Source organism: Achromobacter sp. ACM03 (assembly GCF_014851665.1).
Taxonomy (GTDB): domain Bacteria; phylum Pseudomonadota; class Gammaproteobacteria; order Burkholderiales; family Burkholderiaceae_B; genus Achromobacter; species Achromobacter aegrifaciens.
Genome location: NZ_JACVAD010000011.1, coordinates 1 through 16,305 on the forward strand (window position 1 = coordinate 1; position 16,305 = coordinate 16,305).

The 16,305-nt window shown below is 64.0% G+C and carries 16 protein-coding genes and 1 pseudogene; 9 read left to right on the forward strand and 8 right to left on the reverse strand.

What is annotated here, in order from left to right:
- The 6 genes and pseudogenes from IB257_RS29585 to IB257_RS29610 form a co-directional block, all read right to left on the reverse strand.
- Window positions 1–267 (reverse strand): annotated as a pseudogene (locus tag IB257_RS29585) (DNA methyltransferase); the annotation flags it as partial.
- Window positions 268–300: 33 nt separating this feature from the next.
- Window positions 301–729: a CopD family protein gene (locus IB257_RS29590; protein ID WP_175163653.1), complete on the reverse strand. Its 429-nt coding sequence runs from the start codon at window positions 727–729 to the stop codon at window positions 301–303.
- Window positions 730–828: 99 nt separating this feature from the next.
- On the reverse strand, window positions 829–2,280 hold the full coding sequence (locus tag IB257_RS29595) for a bifunctional 2-methylcitrate dehydratase/aconitate hydratase (protein ID WP_192493211.1): 1,452 nt from the start codon (window positions 2,278–2,280) through the stop codon (window positions 829–831).
- Window positions 2,281–2,350: 70 nt separating this feature from the next.
- Window positions 2,351–3,544: a 2-methylcitrate synthase gene (gene prpC, locus IB257_RS29600; RefSeq protein ID WP_042792448.1), complete on the reverse strand. Its 1,194-nt coding sequence runs from the start codon at window positions 3,542–3,544 to the stop codon at window positions 2,351–2,353.
- Between the two features lie 95 nt (window positions 3,545–3,639).
- Window positions 3,640–4,530 (reverse strand): methylisocitrate lyase, encoded by an 891-nt coding sequence (gene prpB, locus IB257_RS29605; RefSeq protein WP_054450739.1) that lies wholly within the window; start codon window positions 4,528–4,530, stop codon window positions 3,640–3,642.
- A 252-nt stretch (window positions 4,531–4,782) separates the two neighbouring features.
- Entirely contained in the window at window positions 4,783–5,772 is a 990-nt protein-coding gene (locus IB257_RS29610) for a malate dehydrogenase (protein ID WP_013392305.1), read from the reverse strand.
- Window positions 5,773–6,139: 367 nt separating this feature from the next.
- Here IB257_RS29610 and IB257_RS29615 point away from each other — a divergent pair, with 367 nt between their 5' ends.
- The 8 genes from IB257_RS29615 (at window position 6,140) to IB257_RS29650 (ending at window position 13,292) form a co-directional block, all read left to right on the forward strand.
- Complete coding sequence (locus IB257_RS29615; protein ID WP_042792450.1) at window positions 6,140–6,919, forward strand: GntR family transcriptional regulator; 780 nt, start codon at window positions 6,140–6,142, stop codon at window positions 6,917–6,919.
- 121 nt (window positions 6,920–7,040) lie between these two features.
- On the forward strand, window positions 7,041–7,454 hold the full coding sequence (sdhC, locus tag IB257_RS29620) for a succinate dehydrogenase, cytochrome b556 subunit (protein ID WP_013392307.1): 414 nt from the start codon (window positions 7,041–7,043) through the stop codon (window positions 7,452–7,454).
- On the forward strand, window positions 7,454–7,837 hold the full coding sequence (sdhD, locus tag IB257_RS29625) for a succinate dehydrogenase, hydrophobic membrane anchor protein (RefSeq protein ID WP_013392308.1): 384 nt from the start codon (window positions 7,454–7,456) through the stop codon (window positions 7,835–7,837). The genes sdhC and sdhD overlap by 1 nt, the downstream gene beginning before the upstream one ends.
- Before the next feature lie 15 nt (window positions 7,838–7,852).
- Window positions 7,853–9,619 carry a succinate dehydrogenase flavoprotein subunit gene (sdhA, locus tag IB257_RS29630; RefSeq protein ID WP_225589297.1) on the forward strand — a complete coding sequence of 589 codons (1,767 nt, stop codon included), beginning with the start codon at window positions 7,853–7,855 and terminating at the stop codon, window positions 9,617–9,619.
- An 18-nt stretch (window positions 9,620–9,637) separates the two neighbouring features.
- A complete protein-coding gene (locus tag IB257_RS29635; protein WP_054450743.1) occupies window positions 9,638–10,354 on the forward strand; it encodes a succinate dehydrogenase iron-sulfur subunit in 717 nt (238 codons plus the stop codon).
- A gap of 133 nt (window positions 10,355–10,487) precedes the next feature.
- On the forward strand, window positions 10,488–10,748 hold the full coding sequence (locus IB257_RS29640) for a succinate dehydrogenase assembly factor 2 (protein ID WP_013392311.1): 261 nt from the start codon (window positions 10,488–10,490) through the stop codon (window positions 10,746–10,748).
- Window positions 10,749–10,767: 19 nt separating this feature from the next.
- Window positions 10,768–12,078 carry a citrate synthase gene (locus IB257_RS29645; RefSeq protein WP_013392312.1) on the forward strand — a complete coding sequence of 437 codons (1,311 nt, stop codon included), beginning with the start codon at window positions 10,768–10,770 and terminating at the stop codon, window positions 12,076–12,078.
- Window positions 12,079–12,179: 101 nt separating this feature from the next.
- Window positions 12,180–13,292, forward strand: coding sequence for a hypothetical protein (locus tag IB257_RS29650; protein ID WP_192493212.1), 1,113 nt, complete (start codon window positions 12,180–12,182; stop codon window positions 13,290–13,292).
- Window positions 13,293–13,316: 24 nt separating this feature from the next.
- Here IB257_RS29650 and IB257_RS29655 read toward each other — a convergent pair whose 3' ends face one another.
- The gene (locus tag IB257_RS29655) at window positions 13,317–13,769 is read right to left on the reverse strand and encodes a DUF2214 family protein (RefSeq protein WP_054450746.1); all 453 of its coding nucleotides are present in this window, start codon (window positions 13,767–13,769) and stop codon (window positions 13,317–13,319) included.
- On the opposite strand from IB257_RS29655, the gene IB257_RS31760 reads away from it, so the two are divergent.
- Complete coding sequence (locus tag IB257_RS31760; protein WP_255423521.1) at window positions 13,768–13,896, forward strand: hypothetical protein; 129 nt, start codon at window positions 13,768–13,770, stop codon at window positions 13,894–13,896. The two genes, IB257_RS29655 and IB257_RS31760, sit on opposite strands and share 2 nt — an antisense overlap.
- Window positions 13,897–13,902: 6 nt before the next feature.
- Here the strand turns inward: IB257_RS31760 and IB257_RS29660 are convergent, their stop codons facing one another.
- Window positions 13,903–16,200, reverse strand: coding sequence for an NADP-dependent malic enzyme (locus tag IB257_RS29660; RefSeq protein ID WP_054450748.1), 2,298 nt, complete (start codon window positions 16,198–16,200; stop codon window positions 13,903–13,905).
- Window positions 16,201–16,305 lie beyond the last annotated feature (105 nt).

Consider the following 16,305-nt stretch of genomic DNA (forward strand, 5'->3'; position numbering starts at 1 on the left):
TCCCGGCGCCGCCCGGTCCGACGCGCCGCGCGCGGACTGGCCGCGGCCGGCGCCGCGCGGGCCACGGGCTTCCTCGTCCTTGCGCCGCTGATAGGCGGCGGGATCTTTCTGGCGTTCGATGCTTTCCTTGGTGCGCTCCTGTTGCGCGACCAGACGGGCGCGGGCGCCGCTGCGGGTGCGCTTGGGGGCGTCTTCGGCATAGGCGTCGCGCGCCGTTTTCTTGATCGTCAGCGTCTTGCGCGGGCGGTCCTGTTCATCAGAGGACATACGAATCCTGGCGAATGTGCAGAGGTAGGGGTATCAGAAGGGTTTGACGACGACCAGCGCCACCACCACCAAGAGCAGCAAGACGGGAACTTCGTTGAACCAGCGATAGAACTTGTGCGAACGGGTGTTTTTGCCCTGTTCGAATTTGCGCAGCATCAGGCCACAGGCGTGATGGTAGCCGATGACGAGCAGGACGAAAAAGAGCTTGGCGTGCATCCAGCCGTTGCCGGGGCCCACGCCGATGCGATAACCCAGATAGAGCCACATGCCGAATACCACCGCGACCACGGCCAGGATGGTGGTGAAACGGTACAGGCGGCGCGCCATGCCCAGCAGGGTGGTCTGGACCGCGGGGTCCGATTGCTGCGCCAGATTCACGAATATGCGCGGCAGGTAGAACAGGCCGGCGAACCAGGAAGCGATAAAGACAATATGAAAGGTCTTGACCCAAAGCATGGCCATGGCGCGATCCAGTCGAGGAAAGCCGCATTGTAAGCTGCGCCACTACGCGTTCAGGCCAAGAGGCAAAGCCCCGCGGGCAGGGCTTTGCGAGGAGGCGGCTCAGATCACGTACAGGTCGACGTACTCGTGGACCGGCATGGCTTCCAGCCGCTTCTGGTCCAGCGAGGCCTGCAGGATGCGGTCTTGCTGGCGGGCTGGAAACATGCGCGCCAGATTGGTGCGGAACTTGGTTTCCAGCAGCGGTATGCCTTCGGCGCGGCGGCGCTTGTGGCCGATGGGGTACTCGCAGACGATCTCGTCCAGCCGCGTGCCGTCCTTGAATTCCACCGTCAGCGCATTGGCGATCGAACGCTTGTCGGGGTCGTGATAGTCGCGGGTATAGGCCGGGTCTTCCACGCACACAATCTTGTCGCGCAGCGCGTCGATGCGCGGATCCCGCGCCACCGTGTCCTCGTAGTCGGCCGCGGTCAGGCGGCCGAACAGCGTCGGTACCGCCACCATGTACTGGATGCAGTGGTCCCGGTCGGCCGGGTTGGCCAGCGGTCCCTTCTTGTCGATGATGCGGATGCAGGCTTCGTGCGTGCGGATTGTGATTTTCGCGATGTCGTCGGCGTTCTTGCCGGCGGCCTGCAGCCGGGCGTGGAGTTCCATTGCGCACTCGACGGCGGTCTGCGCATGGAATTCGGCTGGAAACGAAATCTTGAACAGCACGTTTTCCATCACGTAGCTGCCGTAGGGGCGCTGGAACCGGAACGGCTGGCCTTTGAACAGCACGTCGTAAAAGCCCCAGGTCTTGGCCGTCAGCACGGACGGATAGCCCATTTCGCCGGTCCGGGCGATCAGCGCCAGGCGCACGGCGCGGCTGGTGGCGTCGCCCGCGGCCCAGCTCTTGCGGCTGCCGGTATTGGGCGCGTGGCGATAGGTGCGCAGGCTCTGGCCATCGACCCAGGCCAGCGACACCGCATTGATCACTTCATCGCGGCTCAGGCCCAGCATCTGCGCCACCACGGCGGTGGAGGCAACTTTCACCAGCACGACGTGGTCCAGGCCGACCTTGTTGAAGGAGTTTTCCAGTGCGATGCAGCCCTGGATCTCGTGCGCCTTGATCATGCCGGTCAGCACGTCGCGCATCAGCAGGGGCGGTTTGCCGGCCGCGACCGCCGTGCGGGACAGCCAGTCGGCGGTGGCCAGGATGCCGCCCAGGTTGTCGGACGGGTGGCCCCATTCGGCGGCCAGCCAGGTGTCGTTGAAGTCCAGCCAGCGGATCATCGTGCCGATGTTGAAGGCGGCCTGCACGGGATCGAGCTGGAATTGCGTGCCCGGCACCTTGGCGCCGTGGGGCACGGTCGTGCCGGGGACGATGGGCCCCAGCAGTTTCCTGCACGCTGGATACTCCAGCGCTTCCAGGCCGCAGCCCAGCGTGTCGATCAGGCAGTTGCGCGCCGTTTCGTACGCCAGGCCGCTCTGGATTTCATACTTCAGGACGTAGTCGGCGATATCGACCAGAACCAGGTCGGGATCGGGACGGACGTTGGAGATCGGGGCAGACATAGCGGTACCTCTCCATGGAATGAATACAGGTGGCCATGCCGTGCCCTCGTCCGCGCCCTGGTGTCGTGGCTTACTTGCGCTTTTCCAGCGGCACGAACTTCTGGTCTTCCGGGCCCACGTAATTGGCGGTGGGGCGGATGATCTTGTTGTCGATGCGCTGCTCGATGATGTGGGCCGACCAGCCCGCCGTGCGCGCGATGACGAACAGCGGCGTGAACATGGCGGTGGGGACTCCCATCATGTGATAGCTGACGGCCGAGAACCAGTCCAGGTTGGGGAACATCTTCTTGATGTCCCACATGACCGTTTCCAAGCGTTCGGCGATGTCGAACATCTTGGTGCTGCCGGCCTTCTTGGACAGCTTCTTGGCCACTTCCTTGATGACCTTGTTGCGTGGGTCGGACACGGTATAGACGGGGTGGCCAAAGCCGATGATAACTTCCTTGGCTTCGACGCGGCGGCGGATGTCGGCCTCGGCCTCGTCCGGGGTTTCATAGCGCTTCTGCACGTCGAAGGCCACTTCGTTGGCGCCGCCGTGCTTGGGGCCGCGCAGCGCGCCGATGGCGCCCGAGATGGCGGAGAACATGTCCGAGCCGGTGCCGGCGATGACGCGGGCCGTGAACGTGGACGCGTTGAACTCGTGTTCGGCGTACAGGTTCAGCGAGATGTGCATGGCCTTGACCCACTCGTCGCTGGGCTTTTCCCCGTGCAGCAGGTGCAGGAAGTGGCCGCCGATGCTGTCGTCGTCCGTCTGCACGTCGATGATGCGGCCGTTGTGGCTGTAGTGGTACCAGTACAGCAGCGCCGAGCCCAGGTTGGCCATCAGGCGGTCGGCGATGTCGCGCGCGCCCGGGGTGTTGTGGTCGTCTTTTTCAGGCAGCACGCAGCCCAGCACGGACACGGCGGTGCGCATCACGTCCATCGGGTGGCTGGCGGCGGGCAAGGCTTCCAGCGCGGCTTGCAGCTGGGCGGGCAGGCCGCGCAGGCTGCGCAGCTTTTCCTTGTAGGCCTTCAGTTCGGCCTTGTTCGGCAGCTTGCCGTGGACGAGCAAGTGGGCGATTTCCTCGAACTCGCTGGCGTCGGCGATGTCCAGGATGTCGTAGCCGCGGTAGTGCAGGTCGTTGCCGCTGCGGCCGACCGTGCACAGTGCGGTGTTGCCGGCGACGACGCCGGACAGCGCAACCGACTTCTTGGGCTTGAAGCCGGCTTTTTCTTCCGGCTGGGCGTCCGTCTTGGCCACTTGCTTCTTGGGAGCCGTGCTCATGTCTCTACTCCTTCCTTTCGCGATGGTCGTTGCTATTGGGGGTGGGCATGCAAGGCGCCGGGCGGCTGCCGCGACGCCGGAAACCGTGGGCTGGCTTAGGCCTTGCCCTTCTGGAACAGCGCGTCCAGCTTCGATTCGAATTCGTGGTAACCGATGCGGTCGTACAGTTCCTCGCGCGTCTGCATCAGGTCCACCACGTTCTTCTGGTGGCCATCGCGGCGGATGGCGGTGTAGACCGCTTCGGCTGCCTTGTTCATGGCGCGGAAGGCCGACAGCGGGTAGAGCACCATGCCCACGCCCACGCTCTTCAGTTCTTCCACCGAGAACAGCGGCGTCTTGCCGAATTCGGTGATGTTGGCCAGCACCGGCACCTTGACCGCCTTGACGAAGCGGTCGTAGGTAGGCAGGTCGTAGGCGGCTTCGGCGAAGATCGCGTCGGCGCCCGCTTCCACGCAGGCCAGCGCGCGCTCGATGGCGGCGTCCACGCCATGGGAGGCAATCGCGTCGGTGCGGGCGATCAGGTAGAAGTCCGTATCGGTGCGGGCGTCGGCCGCGGCCTTGACGCGGTCGGCCATTTCTTCGGTCGAGACGATTTCCTTGCCGGGGCGATGGCCGCAGCGCTTGGCGCCGACCTGGTCTTCGATGTGGCAGGCGGCGGCGCCGAACTTGATCAGGCTCTTGACGCTGCGGGCGATGTTGAACGCCGACGGGCCGAAGCCGGTATCGATGTCGACCACCAGGGGCACGTCGCAGACGTCGGTGATGCGGCGCACGTCCGTCAGGACGTCGTCCATGGTGTTGATGCCCAGGTCGGGCAGGCCCAGCGAACCAGCCGCGACGCCGCCGCCGGACAGGTAGATGGCGCGGTAGCCGGCGCGCTTGGCCAACAGCGCGTGATTGGCGTTGATGGCGCCGATGATCTGCAGGGGGCTTTCTTCGGCAAGCGCGCGGCGAAAGAGGGCGCCGGCGGATTCGGGTCTGGACATGGGTGGTCTCCGTAATTTGGACCGGGTGTTTTCGTGGGCCCCGGATGAAACGACTGGACTGCGGACTGGCGCGTTGCAGGCCAGGCCGGGATGCGTCCCGTCCTGGTTCCTGACCTTACCGCGGGCCCGGAAAATAAATCTGTCCCCTTCGCGACATTCCTTTGCGCAGGGGCAAAGGGACAGGTTTATGTTTCGGTCTTGCCTAGGAATTGGGCCCGCGCAAACGGGCCCAATTCTTTACTCATGCGCTGCTTACTTCAGCAGGTCCTTGACGCCGTCGCGCTCTTCGAGGAGCTCTTTCAGCGTGAAGTCCAGGCGCTCGCGCGAGAAGGCGTCGATTTCCAGGCCTTCGATGCGCTTGTATTCGCCGTTTTCGGTCGTGACCGGCACGCCGTAGATGATGCCTTCGGGGATGCCGTAGGAGCCGTCCGACGGGATGCCCATCGTGACCCACTTGCCGTTGCTGCCCAGGACCCAGTCACGGACGTGGTCGATGGCGGCGTTGGCAGCCGAAGCGGCCGAGGACAGGCCGCGGGCTTCGATGATGGCGGCGCCGCGCTTGCCCACGGTGGGGATGAACGTGTCGCGGTTCCAGGCGTCGTCGTTGATCAGCTTGGACAGCGATTCGCCGCCGACGGTGGCGAAGCGGTAGTCGGGGTACATCGTGGGCGAGTGGTTGCCCCACACGACCAGCTTTTCGATGTCGGCGACGGCCTTGCCGGACTTGGCAGCCAGTTGCGACAAGGCGCGGTTGTGGTCCAGGCGCAGCATGGCGGTGAAGTTCTTGGCGGGCAGGTCCGGCGCCGACTTCATGGCGATGTAGGCGTTGGTGTTGGCCGGGTTGCCGACGACCAGGACCTTGACGTTGCGGCTGGCGACGTCGTTCAGGGCCTTGCCCTGAGCCGTGAAGATCTGGGCATTGACCGACAGCAGGTCCTTGCGTTCCATGCCGGGGCCGCGCGGGCGGGCGCCAACCAGCAGGGCCACGTCGGCGTCCTTGAAGGCGGTGCGCGGGTCGCTGTGGGCGGTGACTTCTTGCAGCAGCGGGAAGGCGCAGTCATCCAGTTCCATGATGACGCCCTTCAGGGCCTTTTGCGCTTTCTCGTCGGGGATTTCCAGCAGTTGCAGGATGACGGGTTGATCTTTACCCAGCATTTCGCCGGAGGCGATGCGGAATAGCAGTGCGTAACCGATTTGGCCGGCGGCGCCGGTGACGGCGACACGCAAGGCAGGCTTGGACATGGACGTTCTCCGTAATGGTTTGGCGAGAAAAAATCTCACCAAGCAGTGTAATCGTTGGGCGTGAAAATCAACGCGTGTGCAACGGCGTGCGCAGCGGCAGGCGCGGGGCCCGGACAGCGTTGAATCCTAGATCGAATTTACGTGTCCGTCAATTGCTCTTCTATCTTATATAAGACATAAGACGTTGGACAGCCGCCCGGCCGATATGCCACAATAGAGCGTTTATTCGAATGCGCCGCAACCCGGTTTCGGTTGCGCGCCTGTATCAAGCCAGAACACTGGCGGCAGCAGCGCATTGCGGATGGGTTCGCTGCCTTGCGCCGCCCTCCCATTTCCCCGGATAAACATGACTCAATCAAAAAGATCCATGGCAGAGCCCCGGCCCGAAACCTCCTTACGCATTCGCGCCGCCCGCACGGCGGGCGAGGGGGCCGCTTTCAGTCCGCTCTACCGGCAAATCAAGGATCTGCTTGTCCAGAGCCTGGAACGCGGCGAATGGAAGCCCGGCGAACTCATCCCCAGCGAAATCGATCTGGCTGCCCGTTTCCAGGTAAGCCAGGGCACGGTGCGCAAGGCGGTCGATGAGCTGGCTGCCGAGCACATGCTGCTGCGCCGCCAGGGCAAGGGCACTTTCGTCGCCACCCACCACGAAGCGCGCGTGCGCTACCGCTTCCTGCGCCTGGCCGCCGATGACGAAGGCGAGGCCGGCCGGGCCGAAAGCCGCATCCTGGAATGCCGGCGCCTGCGGGCGCCCGCCGAGATCGCGCGCGCCCTGGACCTGCGTGCCGGCGAAACCGTCGTCATGATCCGCCGCCTGCTGTCCATGGGGCAGACGCCCACCGTCGTGGACGACATCTGGCTGCCTGGTTCCATCTTCCGTGGACTGACCCTGGAGCTGTTGACCGCCAACAAGGCGCCGCTCTACGGTCTGTTCGAATCCGAATTCGGCGTGAGCATGGTGCGCGCGGACGAAAAGCTGCGCGCGGTGATCGCGCCGGCCGAGGTCTGTCCGCTGCTTAATGTTCCCGCCGGGACGCCGTTGTTGCAGGTTGATAGGGTGTCTTATACGTATGGTGACCGCCCCATGGAAATCCGCCGGGGGTTGTACTTGACCGATCGATACCACTACCGCAATAGTCTGAATTGATGAGTTTTTTACCTACGATTTGATACCGACCCTATCTCTGGGCGAAAATACCGTGTTTGCCCGCAAGGGCTACGGCATTTCCGCCGTAACGATTCCCTAGTTCCGAAACACCGAGGCCGTCATGTCCGACACCGCTGCCAAGCCACGTCCGCAGTTTCGCAATATTGGTATTGCGCAACTCGCCAGCTACCGCCTGCCCCTGGCCGGCAAGCTGTCCATCCTGCACCGCGTCAGCGGTGCGCTGCTGTTCCTCTGTCTTCCCTTGGTCATTCTGCCGCTGTTCGCGGCCAGCGTGGCCGCACCGCAGACGTTCGCAGCCGTGGCCGCGTACGCCGGCAACCCGATCGTCAAGCTTGTCTTCCTGGTCCTGATCTGGGGCTATCTGCACCACTTCTGTGCCGGCATCCGCTACCTGCTGCTGGACCTGCACATCGGTATCGACAAGCTGTCGGCCAAGAAGAGCGCCGGCGTGGTTTTCGGGGTGAGCCTGGCGCTGACCCTGGTGTTCGCTCTCAAACTGTTCGGAGTGCTGTAATGGCCGACGTCAAAAACTACGGACCCAAGCGTCTGGTCGTGGGCGCCCATTACGGCGTCATGGATTTCATCATCCAGCGCATCACCGCCGTCATCATGGCCGTGTATACGCTGGTGCTGCTCATCGGCATCCTGATGATGCCGGCCTTCACGTACGAGCACTGGACCGCGCTGTTCAACTTCTACGTGGGCGTTCTTCCGGTTGGCCAGATCCTGGCCACCCTTGCATTCATTGCGCTGGCCTGGCATGCCTGGATTGGTGTGCGCGACATCTGGATGGACTACGTCAAGTCGGTGGGCGTGCGCCTGCTGCTGCAAGTGCTGACGATCCTCTGGCTGGTCGGTTCGGTCGTTTACTTCGCGCAAATCCTCTGGAGCATTTAAGCCGTGGTCTCTGTCATGAAATCCCTGCCGCGCCGCCAGTTTGATGTGGTGGTCGTTGGCGCCGGTGGAGCCGGCATGCGTTGTTCGCTGCAACTGTCCCAAGCGGGCCTGTCCGTTGCAGTGCTGTCCAAGGTGTTCCCCACGCGTTCGCACACGGTTGCCGCACAGGGCGGCGTGAGCGCCTCGCTGGGCAACATGAGCGAAGACAACTGGTACTGGCACATGTACGACACCGTCAAGGGTTCGGACTGGCTGGGCGACCAGGACGCCATCGAATTCATGTGCCGTGAAGCGCCGAACGCCGTGTACGAGCTCGAGCACTTCGGCATGCCGTTCGACCGCAACCCCGACGGCACCATCTACCAGCGTCCGTTCGGCGGCCACACCGCCAACTTCGGTGAAAAGCCGGTCCAGCGCGCCTGTGCCGCTGCCGACCGCACCGGCCACGCGCTGCTGCACACCCTCTACCAGCGCAACGTCGCCGCGCGCACCCAGTTCTTCGTCGAATGGATGGCGCTGGACCTGCTGCGCAACGAAGCGGGCGACGTCGTGGGCGTGACCGCCCTGGAAATGGAAACGGGCGAAATCTACATCCTGGAAGCCAAGACCACGGTGCTGGCCACCGGCGGCGCCGGCCGCATCTGGGCCGCTTCCACCAACGCCTTCATCAACACCGGTGATGGCCTGGGCATGGCCGCCCGCGCGGGCATTCCGCTGCAGGACATGGAATTCTGGCAATTCCACCCGACCGGCGTGGCCGGCGCCGGCGTGCTGATCACCGAAGGCGTGCGCGGCGAAGGCGGCATCCTGCTGAACAAGGATGGCGAACGCTTCATGGAGCGCTATGCGCCCACGCTGAAGGATCTGGCCCCGCGCGACTTCGTGTCCCGCTCGATGGACCAGGAAATCAAGGAAGGCCGCGGCTGCGGTCCGGACGGCAGCTACGTGGTCCTCAAGCTGGATCACCTGGGCGCCGACGTGATCAACAAGCGTCTGCCCTCGATCCGCGAAATCGCGATCAAGTTCGGCAACGTGGACCCGATCAAGGAACCGATCCCCGTCGTTCCGACCATCCACTACCAGATGGGCGGCATTCCGGCCAACTACCACGGCCAGGTGCTGACGCGCGAAAACGGCGAGAACAAGATCGTCAACGGCCTGTACGCCATCGGCGAATGCGCCGCGGTGTCGGTGCACGGCGCCAACCGCCTGGGCACCAACTCGCTGCTGGACCTGATCGTGTTCGGTCGCGCCACCGGCAACCACATCGTCAATTCGCATCCGGAACGCCAGCACGCGCACCAGCCCGTGCCGCAGCAAGCCGTCGAATTCTCGCTGGACCGCATCAACAAGCTGGAATCGCGCACCTCGGGCGAGAAGACCCAGGACATCGGCAACGCCATCCGCTTCTCGATGCAGCGCCACTGCGGCGTGTTCCGCACGCTGGAACTGCTGAACGAAGGCGTGACGCAGATCGAAGATCTGGCCAAGCAAGCCGACAACATCTACTTCAAGGACAAGTCCAAGGTGTTCAACACCGCGCGCGTCGAGGCGCTGGAATTGGCGAACATGACCGAAGTGGCCCGCGCCACGATCAAGTCGGCCGCCAACCGCACCGAAAGCCGCGGCGCGCACGCGCTGGACGACCACCCGACGCGCGACGACGAGAACTGGCTGAAGCACACGCTGTGGTACTCCGAAGGCAGCCGCCTGGATTACAAGCCCGTGCAGATGAAGCCGCTGACGGTCGAGTCCTTCCCGCCCAAGGCGCGTACCTTCTAAGTCCGGATTGAGCCCACTATGAGCACCAAGAGAATCGTCAAGTTCGAAATCTACCGCTACGATCCGGACAAGGACGAGCGCCCGTACATGCAGAAGCTGGAAGTCGAACTCCAGCCGACCGACAAGATGCTGCTCGATGCGCTGGTGCGCATCAAGAACGACGTCGATGACAGCCTGGCCCTGCGCCGCTCGTGCCGTGAAGGCGTGTGCGGTTCGGACGCCATGAACATCAACGGCAAGAACGGTCTGGCGTGCACGACCAACCTGCGCGAACTGAAGGAACCCATCGTTCTGCGTCCGCTGCCGGGCCTGCCCGTCATCCGCGACCTGATCGTGGACATGACGCACTTCTTCAACCAGTACCACTCGATCCGCCCGTACCTCATCAACGACACGCCGCCGCCCGAAAAGGAACGTCTGCAGTCGCCCGAGGCCCGCGAAGAGCTGGATGGCCTGTACGAGTGCATTCTGTGCGCGTGCTGTTCCACTTCCTGCCCGTCGTTCTGGTGGAACCCGGACAAGTTCGTCGGCCCGGCCGGCCTGCTGCAAGCCTACCGCTTCATCGCCGACAGCCGCGACGAAGCCACGGGCAGCCGCCTCGACAACCTGGACGATCCGTACCGCCTGTTCCGTTGCCACACCATCATGAATTGCGTCGACGTCTGTCCCAAGGGACTGAACCCGACCAAGGCGATCGGCAAGATCAAGGAACTGATGGTTCGCCGTACGGTCTAGTTTTTATTAAGCGCATTTTGCCTCCGGCGGCATTTTTTGCCGCCGGGCCGTCCCAAGGCAAAAACGCCCCCAAGGGGGGCAGCAAGCCCGCGTAGCGGGTGCGGCGTGGGGGCTTTTAAAGGTGTAAAGAAGGATGAGCAAGCTAACTGAATTGGAGCGGGCGCGCTTGCGTTGGCGGGCGCGCCGCGGCTTGCTCGAAAACGACTTGATCATCACCCGGTATCTGGATGCCCACGAGGCTGAGCTTACCGATGATGACGTAGCCGCATTGACGCAGCTTTTCGAGATGGGAGACAACGACCTTCTCGACCTGCTGCTGGCCCGCAAAGAGCTTGAGGGCGCGCTGGACACGCCCAGGCTTCGGAGCATCATTGGCCAGATGCGCGCGCTCTGATTAATTGAGAGGAATGAACATGAACCTGTCTGACAAAAAAGCCACTCTATCCTTCTCGGATGGCAGCGCCCCCATTGAGTTCCCTGTTTACAAGGGTACGGTTGGTCCGGATGTGATCGACATCCGCAAGCTGTACGGCCAGACGGGCATGTTCACGTTTGACCCCGGCTTCATGTCCACCGCTGCCTGCGAATCGGGCATCACGTACATCGACGGCGACAAGGGCGAACTGCTGTACCGCGGCTACCCCATCGAGCAATTGGCCGTCAATTGCGACTTCATGGACATCTGCTACCTGATCCTGAACGGCGAACTGCCCAACAAGGACCAGAAGGCCGATTTCGATTCGCAAGTGACCCATCACACGATGGTCAACGAGCAGCTGCACTTCTTCCTGCGCGGCTTCCGTCGCGACGCGCACCCGATGGCCGTGCTGACCGGCCTGGTCGGCGCGCTGTCCGCGTTCTACCACGACTCCACCGACATCACGAACCCGCAGCATCGTCACATCTCGGCCATCCGCCTGATCGCCAAGATGCCGACGCTGGTCGCGATGGCCTATAAGTATTCGCAAGGCCAGCCCTTCATCTACCCGCAGAACGACCTGTCCTACACGGGCAACTTCTTGCGCATGATGTTCGCCACGCCGTGCGAAGACTACAAGGTGAACGAAGTCGTCGAGCGCGCGCTGGACCGCATCTTCATCCTGCACGCCGACCACGAGCAGAACGCTTCGACCTCGACCGTCCGCCTGTGCGGTTCGTCGGGCACCAACCCGTTCGCCGCCATCTCGGCCGGCGTGGCTTGCCTGTGGGGCCCGGCTCACGGCGGCGCCAACGAAGCTTGCCTGCAGATGCTGGAAGAGCTGCAAGCCAACGGCGGCATCGCCAAGGTCGGCGAGTTCATGGAGAAGGTCAAGGACAAGAACTCGGGCGTGCGCCTGATGGGCTTTGGCCACCGCGTCTACAAGAACTACGACCCGCGCGCCAAGCTGATGCAGGAAACCTGCAAGGAAGTGCTCTCGGCCCTGGGCCTGGAAAACGACCCGCTGTTCAAGCTGGCCATGGAACTGGAACGCATCGCCCTGTCGGATCCGTACTTCGTCCAGCGCAAGCTGTACCCGAACGTGGACTTCTACTCGGGTATCGTCCAGCGCGCCATCGGCATCCCGACTTCGCTGTTCACGGCCATCTTCGCGCTGGCCCGCACGGTGGGCTGGATCGCCCAGTGGAACGAAATGCTGTCGGATCCCGATTACAAGATCGGCCGTCCGCGCCAGCTGTTCACCGGTTCGGTCACGCGCGACGTGCCCCCGATGGACAAGCGTTGATACGCAGTCTGGCTTGAACAAGAAACCGCCTTCGGGCGGTTTTTTGTTGCCTGTACGCCGTGTGGCCGCGGCGCGATGGTTTGGCGTGTACCATCCTTGCCATGATTCCGATAGCGCTGCCTTCTGCTGGCTTCTACATTTTTGTTTCCCTGGGTTTTCTTGCCGGTCTGGCGCTGCTGGCCTGGGCCGTGGTCCTGGTCGCCAGCGGCGGCGCGCGCCGTACGGTGCGCAAGTACTGGAAGACTTCTTCCCTGGTGTTCGTCGTGCTGGCCGTGCCGTTCGCCTTCTATGCCTGGGTGCAGACGGTGATCTGGCAAATCGAACGAGAGGGCGCCCGTGCCGAGGCAGCCCGCAATGTCACGCTGCAGGAAGTCACGACCGTCGGCGGCGTCGCCATGCCCGCGGGCACTCGACTGAAGCTGCAGGACGAAGGGCAGCTGGAGACCTATCTCGAAGCGGAATTTCCGCAGCCCGTGGCCATGTATGGCGTGCAGGCGTCGAGCGCGCGGCGCTATCTCAATTCGGACTATGACGACGAAACCTACGCCTTGCGGGGCCGCTATCCGCGCAACGTCATCCTGCGTGGCGCGGGCAGCCAGACCGTGCTGGGCTGGCAGTGCGACGCCACGCAGGATATCGAATTCGAGGTGGCGCGCGATGGCGCGATGAGGGCGCTGGACAAGTGCGTGCTGGGGCCGGGCAACCGCGCCGAAACCCTGGACCTTGCGCCGGGTTCCGTCGTCTACGGCTCCGGCGGCACGGTCTACACCGATGGCTCGAGCGATCCGGACCGCTGGCGGATCGAGGTCAAGGATCCGATGGCGGTCCGGATATTCGGGCTGCCCTTGAGCGAGCCCCGGCTGTACCTGGACGAGGCGCGGCGCCTGCTGCGGGTCAGCGATGCGGAACTGGCCTGCCCGACGCGATTCGGCGGCGTGAGCTATGCCGCCGGCACCCAGGTCAAGTCGATGCGCCGCGGCCGCGGCGATGCGCGCGAGCCGTTCCCGGGCGTGCTGGTGCTGAGCCCCTGGAATGGCCAGGCCGCCACACGCGACGGCCAGGCGGACGTGCCGGAAGGCATGTCGGTGATGCAGACCTTGGCTGGCGAGGTCGTGGACGTGGTCCGGAACGACACGGTGGGCGTCTTCCACTTCGCCACCTTCGTCGTGGGCGACGAGGAACCCGAGGCCCCCCGTCGCGCATCCTGCCCTTGAGCGCACGGCCCTCGCGGGCGGGTGTTACGCGCCGATGCCGCGCGCCATCAGCACGGCGAACAGCGGCAGGAAGATGAACAGGTGCGATTCGATCATGACCCAGCGCCGCGCCCGCTTGATGTCGGCGGCCGCAGGCAAGAAGCCCGGCTGCTGCCGCGACTGCTTGGCCCAGCGCAGGAAGGTCATCGTCGGTGCGATCGAACAGAGCCCGATGATGACGAAGAGCGTGATCTTGGCATGGAACCAGGGATTGCTCATGTAGAACGCGGCGCCCTTGATGCCCAGCGTCAGGCGCAGCACACCAGTGATGAGCACCACCACGGCGCTCAGCGCATAGAGGCGGTCATAGATGACCAGGCGCTTGAGGCCGGCGGCAGTGAGATCGGGCCGCAGCAGCACGGCTTCGGCGGTCAGGACCACCACCAGCAGGAAGATGGCCAGGTAGTGAAACCAGGCATACAAGGCGTCGGCCAGCATGTTGACTCCAGAAAACAAGGTTGAACTTGGTTTTTACCATCAGCCCGTGCCGGCGGGCTATCGCGGCGGCATGAGCCCGCGCAATGAAAATGGGCGCCCCGAGGGGCGCCCATTGCTCAGCGGCTGACTATCATCAACGGCGCTTCTTGGCGGCCTCGGCGGCTTCCTGCTGCGCGTCCACCACGGCCAGCGCCGTCATGTTGACGATGCGGCGCACGGTGGCGCTGGTGGTCAGGATGTGCACGGGGCGCGCCGCGCCCAGCAGGATCGGGCCCATCGCGACGCCATTGCTGCCAGTCATCTTCAGCATGTTGTACGTGATGTTGCCGGTGTCCAGCGTGGGCATGACGAGCAGGTTGGCGCGGCCCTTGAGCGTGCTGTCCGGGTAGGCCAGGACGCGGATCTTTTCCGACAGGGCGGCGTCGGCGTGCATTTCGCCGTCGACTTCCAGGTCGGGAGCGCGGTCCTGCACCATCTGGCGCGCGGCGGCCATCTTGCGCGAGGATTCCGTCACGCGGCTGCCGAAGTTGGAGTGCGACAGCAGGGCGATCTTCGGCACCACGCCAAAGCGCAGCATTTCGTCCGCGGCCTGGATGGTGATGCTGGCGACTTCCTCGGCCGTCGGGTTCTCGTTGACGTGGGTGTCGGTGACGAACAGCGTCTGGTCGGGCAGCATCAGCACGTTCAGGGCGGCGTAGGTCTGGCCTTCCTTCTTGCCGATGATTTCGTCGATGTACTTGAGCTGGTTGTCGTACTTGCTGGCCACGCCGCACAGCAGGGCATCCGCGTCGCCGCGACGCAGCAGCATCGCGCCGATCAGCGTGTTGTGCTTGCGGATCATCGCCTTGGCGATGGCCGGCGTCACGCCTTCGCGGCCCTTCAGCTGGTAGTACGCGTTCCAGGTTTCGTTGAAGCGGCTGTCGTCTTCCGGATCCACGATCTCGAAGTCCTGGCCGGCCGCCAGGCGCAGGCCGAACTTCTTGATGCGCATTTCGATGACGGCCGGGCGGCCGATCAGGATCGGGAACGCCAGCTTCTCATCGGCCACGGTCTGCACCGCGCGCAGCACGCGCTCGTCTTCGCCGTCGGCGTAGATGACGCGCTTGGGCGCCTTCTTGGCCTGGGCGAACAGCGGACGCATCAGCTGGCCCGAGTGGTACACGAAGCCCATCAGCTTCTGGCGGTAGGCTTCGATGTCCTCGATGGGGCGGGCGGCCACGCCGGAGTCGGCGGCGGCCTGGGCCACGGCGGGGGCGATCTGGACGATCAGGCGCGGGTCGAAGGGCTTGGGGATGATGTAGTCCGGGCCGAACGACAGTTCCTGGCCGGCGTAGGCGCGGGCCACTTCGTCGTTCTGCTCGGCTTGCGCCAGTTCGGCGATGGCCTTCACGCAAGCCAGCTTCATCTCTTCCGTGATGCGCGACGCGCCGGCGTCCATGGCGCCGCGGAAGATGAAGGGGAAGCACAGCACGTTGTTGACCTGGTTCGGGTAGTCCGAACGGCCGGTGGCGATGATGCAGTCCGGGCGGGCGGCCTTGGCCACTTCAGGACGGATTTCCGGTTCCGGATTGGCCAGCGCCAGGATCAGCGGGCTGGCGGCCATGGTCTTGACCATGTCGGCGGTCAGCACGCCGGCGGTCGAGCAGCCCAGGAACACGTCGGCGCCGTTGACCACGTCGGCCAGCGTGCGTGCGTCGGTCTTCTGCGCGTAGCGCTTCTTGTTGGCTTCCATGTTTTCATCGCGGCCGTCCCAGATCACGCCGCGCGAATCCACCACGTAGATGTTCTCGCGCTTGACGCCCAGGTGGACCAGCAGGTCCAGGCAGGCGATGGCGGCGGCGCCGGCGCCGGAGCAGGCCAGCTTGACCTTGCCGATGTCCTTGTTCACGACCTTCAGGCCGTTCAGGATGGCGGCCGACGAAATGATGGCGGTGCCGTGCTGGTCGTCGTGGAAGACGGGGATCTTCATGCGCTCGCGCAGCTTCTTCTCGATGTAGAAGCACTCGGGCGCCTTGATGTCCTCGAGGTTGACGCCGCCCAGCGTGGGTTCCAGCGCGGCGATGATGTCGACCAGCTTGTCGGGGTCGTTCTCGGCCAGTTCGATGTCGAACACGTCGATGCCGGCGAACTTCTTGAACAGGCAGCCCTTGCCTTCCATCACGGGCTTGGCGGCCAGCGGGCCGATGTTGCCCAGGCCCAGCACGGCGGTGCCGTTGGTGATCACGCCCACCAGGTTGCCGCGCGAGGTGTACTTCGAGGCGGCGTCATCGCCCTGGTCGAAGATGGCCATGCAGGCGGCTGCCACGCCGGGGGAGTAGGCCAGGGACAGGTCGTCCTGGTTGGCCAGCGTCTTGGTCGGAGTGACCGAGATTTTGCCGGGGGTGGGGTAGGCGTGGTAGTCCAACGCCATTTTGGTGAGGGTTTCGTCCATGGGATACAGGCCTTGCGGGCGCTAAATGGAAAGGAAATGGGATTGCAAAAAGCGGGCTCGCGGCCCGCCGTATTTTCTGGGAAATGCTTGGGAACACCCGTATTT

Excerpts from the sequence above, each read along its gene's own strand:
- IB257_RS29590 (WP_175163653.1), bottom strand. The coding sequence starts at position 729 with ATGGCCATGCTTTGGGTCAAGACCTTTCATATTGTCTTTATCGCTTCC.
- IB257_RS29595 (WP_192493211.1), bottom strand. The coding sequence starts at position 2,280 with ATGTCTGCCCCGATCTCCAACGTCCGTCCCGATCCCGACCTGGTTCTG.
- prpC (WP_042792448.1), bottom strand. The coding sequence starts at position 3,544 with ATGAGCACGGCTCCCAAGAAGCAAGTGGCCAAGACGGACGCCCAGCCG.
- prpB (WP_054450739.1), bottom strand. The coding sequence starts at position 4,530 with ATGTCCAGACCCGAATCCGCCGGCGCCCTCTTTCGCCGCGCGCTTGCC.
- IB257_RS29610 (WP_013392305.1), bottom strand. The coding sequence starts at position 5,772 with ATGTCCAAGCCTGCCTTGCGTGTCGCCGTCACCGGCGCCGCCGGCCAA.
- IB257_RS29615 (WP_042792450.1), top strand. The coding sequence starts at position 6,140 with ATGGCAGAGCCCCGGCCCGAAACCTCCTTACGCATTCGCGCCGCCCGC.
- sdhC (WP_013392307.1), top strand. The coding sequence starts at position 7,041 with ATGTCCGACACCGCTGCCAAGCCACGTCCGCAGTTTCGCAATATTGGT.
- sdhD (WP_013392308.1), top strand. The coding sequence starts at position 7,454 with ATGGCCGACGTCAAAAACTACGGACCCAAGCGTCTGGTCGTGGGCGCC.
- sdhA (WP_225589297.1), top strand. The coding sequence starts at position 7,853 with ATGAAATCCCTGCCGCGCCGCCAGTTTGATGTGGTGGTCGTTGGCGCC.
- IB257_RS29635 (WP_054450743.1), top strand. The coding sequence starts at position 9,638 with ATGAGCACCAAGAGAATCGTCAAGTTCGAAATCTACCGCTACGATCCG.
- IB257_RS29640 (WP_013392311.1), top strand. The coding sequence starts at position 10,488 with ATGAGCAAGCTAACTGAATTGGAGCGGGCGCGCTTGCGTTGGCGGGCG.
- IB257_RS29645 (WP_013392312.1), top strand. The coding sequence starts at position 10,768 with ATGAACCTGTCTGACAAAAAAGCCACTCTATCCTTCTCGGATGGCAGC.
- IB257_RS29650 (WP_192493212.1), top strand. The coding sequence starts at position 12,180 with ATGATTCCGATAGCGCTGCCTTCTGCTGGCTTCTACATTTTTGTTTCC.
- IB257_RS31760 (WP_255423521.1), top strand. The coding sequence starts at position 13,768 with ATGTTGACTCCAGAAAACAAGGTTGAACTTGGTTTTTACCATCAGCCC.
- IB257_RS29655 (WP_054450746.1), bottom strand. The coding sequence starts at position 13,769 with ATGCTGGCCGACGCCTTGTATGCCTGGTTTCACTACCTGGCCATCTTC.
- IB257_RS29660 (WP_054450748.1), bottom strand. The coding sequence starts at position 16,200 with ATGGACGAAACCCTCACCAAAATGGCGTTGGACTACCACGCCTACCCC.